The sequence below is a fragment of the Mucilaginibacter sp. genome (genome assembly GCF_036383575.1).
GTDB lineage: Bacteria > Bacteroidota > Bacteroidia > Sphingobacteriales > Sphingobacteriaceae > Mucilaginibacter.
This window is the reverse complement of sequence record NZ_DASVOB010000455.1, coordinates 1-3,896: the sequence shown is the minus strand read 5'-3', so window position 1 is coordinate 3,896 and position 3,896 is coordinate 1. Positions and strand designations below refer to the sequence as shown.

The following is a 3,896-nucleotide window of genomic DNA, read 5'->3' as shown; positions in this document are numbered from 1 at the left end:
GGCTGTTTTAACGTCGCCTCCAAAAAAATCCTTTCCGTTAACACGCACCTTGGTAACACTTTTACCCTGGGCAGTTATGTTGCCGTCTTTATCAACGTCCATACCGGGCAGCTTTTTGATCACATCTTCAACAGGAGCATTATCACGTACCTTGTAGGCATCAGCGTTAAATTCAATGGTATCCTCCTTAAGTTTTACCGGATTCACATCCGCAATAACAACGGTGTTAAGCATCGTAGTTTCTATTTTCAGGATAACCGGAGGCAAATTGGCCGACTTGTTATCATTAGCAAGCACAAACCTGCGCCTGAGCGGCTGATAACCTATCGAACTAAAAACCAAACTAAACTGGCTCGCTGTTACATTGTTAAAGGTGAAAGTACCATCGGCAGCGGTAATAACGGTGGTACTATCGGTGCCGGTAAGCATTTTTACGCTGGTACCGGCAACCAGGTAACCGGTAGAATCTTTTACGACACCCGTAACCGTACGACCGGGTTCGGCATTAGCGTTAAATGGTATTGCAAACGCCAAGGCAATTATTACTACTAAGGAGTATAGGATTTTCATTTTATGCTGATTAACAGCGACAAAACAATAGCATTATTTTTACTGTAAAAAACACAATAGACGGGCACTCCTTATATATAGACGGGACACCGCTTTTTACCTATAAAAACGGTTAGTTATCCTATGAAAGGTTAATGAAAGCCTTTAAAGATCAGATCAAAGCGCTCATCGGTATTTTTTGCCTCCCGGGCGATTATGATTGTCTTAAAGCCTTATTGATTTGTAATATTGCTGAATTATATATGTAAATTTATTTTTAGTGTACTTACAGTAAACTCTTTCAATGAGCCTTAAATCAAAAAGCAATACCATCACCATCCTAATCCATATTTTAATATGGGTAGTTTTTGGTTTGCTGTTGTTCTTCTACCAACCCCTTACCTGGAATGTTGAATTTCCATACCAGTTTTGGGTTAAACAAGCGGTTACCTTTTTTATGCTTGTAGCAGCCTATTATTTTAACAGTAAGTTACTTGTATCGCGCTTTCTGTTACATGACCGCACCGGCATGTATTTTATAGCGGTTGTAGGTGTTGTAATAGTTTTTTTACTACTCAACAGCTGGGCCGATAAAGCGCTGCACATGCATGAGCATATGGAAGCTATTTTTCACCGGCAGCATCGTCCGCCTAAACCAAAAGACCGTGGCGGCTGGGATATTTTCGGTACCGTTATAGTGGCGTTGGTTTTAGGGATCAGCACCAGTATTACCGCCATTCAAAAATGGCAGATGGATATCCGCCTGCGCCAGGCACTGGAGCAGGACAAGATCAGCTCCGAACTATCATTCCTGAAAGCCCAGATCAACCCGCATTTCTTTTTCAATACACTTAATAATATTTACGCACTTACGCATGTTAATGCCGAAACATCGCGCAAGGCGCTGCACCAGCTTTCGCGTATGATGCGGTATGTGTTGTATGATACCCAGCATGGCACTGCACTATTAAGCCAGGAGATAGCTTTCATCAAGGATTATATCAGCCTTATGGAACTGCGCCTTACCGAAAAAGTAACGGTCACGTTTACTCCACCTGCACAGGCAAATGATGTAACCGTTGCCCCAATGCTTTTTTTACCCTTTGTAGAAAACGCCTTTAAACACGGTATCAGCGCTACAGAACCAAGTTCAATCAAGATCATTATCGATCAGCATGAAGACGTGCTGGAACTAAGGGTTGAGAACGGCATTTATAAAGACCATAATCCGAACATTGGTGAAAATAAAGGGATCGGCCTAACCAATACCATTCGCCGGCTCGATCTGCTTTATGCCGGCAAGTATACGCTGGATATTAATGAAGATACCGCTGCCAATACCTATATTGTTCATTTAACCCTTAACCTGTCATGATAATTAACTGCATAGCCGTTGATGACGAGCCGCTGGCGCTGGGGCTGGTTTGTGCTTTTATTGAGCAAACACCCTTTCTTAATTTGATAGGTCGTTACAGCAGCGCGGTTGAAGCATTGGTAGGTTTACAGGATCAAAAGGTTGATCTTATTTTCCTCGACATCCAGATGCCTAACCTTAATGGCATGGAACTGGCCCGGGTGCTTGACAGTCGCGGGGCTAATAAACCCCGTATTATTTTCACCACCGCCTACAACCAGTTTGCTATTGAAGGCTACCGGGTTGATGCGCTCGATTACCTGCTTAAACCTTTTAATTATGAAGAGTTTTTGCATGCCTCAAACAAAGCCTTAAGTTATTTTGAACTGGTAAACCGCTCAAATAACCCGACAACTGCCGTAGCCGCTGAACCTGTTGAGGAAGAATACCTGTTTTTAAAGATCGAGTACCAGTTGGTGCGGATAGCCCTGAATGAGATCATGTACATTGAAGGTTTGAAAGATTATGTGAAGATCTATCTCCAGGATAAAGAAAAGCCGCTGCTCTCCCTCACCAGCTTAAAGGCACTAGAAGAAAAGCTGCCTTCCAAACGGTTTATGCGTGTGCACCGCTCGTTTATCGTATCGCTCAATAAAATCAATTCCATTACCCGCAATGCCTTACAGATAGGCAAAGTAAACATTACCGTTGGCGATCAGTATAAGGAAGCCTTTGGGGTGTTTTTGAGCAAGTGGAACTGACCATGATTCGTAGGATTTTAGGATTGTGAGGATTCATAATCACTCCCCGCGATTGTGTCCTCACGATCGCCTTTAGGACAATCAGTTCAGCTTATGATCGGTGTTATCTCACCGACCACTCCCCCCCCAACTCTCCCCTGCGATCGTGTCCTCACGATCGCCTTCAGGACAATCAAATCAGCTTATGATCGGTGCTATCTCGCCCACCACAGGCATAGCCGCTGCCCCGTGATCGTGTCCTCACGATCACCCGCCAAACAAATAATAATTTCATAGCATAAAGCTATTCGTGAGGACACGAATCGGGGGAAATAATGATAAATGATAATCCCACAACCACAAAAATCCAATAAAACCTCAAATCCTTTTAATCCAAATACAGACGGAATCAACGAAATCAGCGCAATCAAAAAAATCAGCGGTTAGGTTCACCTTATTGCAATTTTTTGCCTCATTTTTACATCATTGAATAATATTACCTATTTTTAAATTATGCAAAAGGTAAGTGAACTACAGGTAAGCGTATCAGACTTGAAAGCTTTTGAAGCTTTGGCCAATATACCCGATGATCAGCTGCAGTGGCTGATTGATAAAAGCGAGATTTTAACATTTGAAGATGGTGAATACCTGATGGAGCCTGGCCAGGACTTATCAGGCCCTCATTTTATATTAGAAGGCAACATGCGCTTCTTCATGATGCAGCAGGGATCACGCCGTGATTACACGTTGGTTGAAAAAGGAAGCATCACCGGTTATATGCCTTACTCCCGTGGCCTTATAGCCAAAGGTTATGCCCAGGCTGTCGGCGAGTTGACCATACTAAGTTACCCCACAGCCGAGATCATGGAGATGATCCAAAACCATTTTGAACTTACCCAGGCGCTGGTTCATATCATGACCACCCGTGTGCGCGATTTTACGGCCATGCAGCAGCAAAACGACAAAATGATGGCTTTAGGTAAGCTATCGGCCGGTTTGGCGCATGAACTTAATAACCCGGCATCAGCCATTGTGCGCGACTCATTATCGTTAAGAAAACACCTGCGCATGGTGCCCGAACATTTGAAAGGTATGTTTGCCATCAAGGCCACCGACGAACAGGTTGACGGTTTAACCGACGAGCTTTTCCACATCCTTAATAAAAAAGAGTGCTATACCCGCCTCACCCTCAAACAACGCACCCAGCTTGAAGATGAGATAACCGAATGGCTGGATGATAACGATGTTGAAAA

The 3,896-nt window shown here is 43.6% G+C and carries 3 protein-coding genes and 1 pseudogene; 3 read left to right on the top strand and 1 reads right to left on the bottom strand.

Annotated features, from left to right (window positions below; genetic code table 11):
- On the bottom strand, positions 1-570 hold a 570-nt coding region (locus VF500_RS16210), incomplete at its 3' end, for a carboxypeptidase-like regulatory domain-containing protein (RefSeq protein ID WP_330860672.1).
- Positions 571-853: 283 nt separating this feature from the next.
- Here VF500_RS16210 and VF500_RS16205 point away from each other — a divergent pair.
- From VF500_RS16205 to VF500_RS16195, 3 genes and pseudogenes are all read left to right on the top strand, one after another.
- A complete protein-coding gene (locus VF500_RS16205) occupies positions 854-1,924 on the top strand; it encodes a sensor histidine kinase (RefSeq protein ID WP_330860671.1) in 1,071 nt (356 codons plus the stop codon).
- Positions 1,921-2,664, top strand: coding sequence for a LytTR family DNA-binding domain-containing protein (locus tag VF500_RS16200; protein WP_330860670.1), 744 nt, complete (start codon positions 1,921-1,923; stop codon positions 2,662-2,664). Before VF500_RS16205 ends, VF500_RS16200 begins: the two co-directional genes overlap by 4 nt.
- A 492-nt stretch (positions 2,665-3,156) precedes the next feature.
- Positions 3,157-3,896: pseudogene (locus tag VF500_RS16195) on the top strand (cyclic nucleotide-binding protein); the annotation flags it as partial.

Excerpts from the sequence above, each read along its gene's own strand:
- VF500_RS16205 (WP_330860671.1), top strand. The coding sequence starts at position 854 with ATGAGCCTTAAATCAAAAAGCAATACCATCACCATCCTAATCCATATT.
- VF500_RS16200 (WP_330860670.1), top strand. The coding sequence starts at position 1,921 with ATGATAATTAACTGCATAGCCGTTGATGACGAGCCGCTGGCGCTGGGG.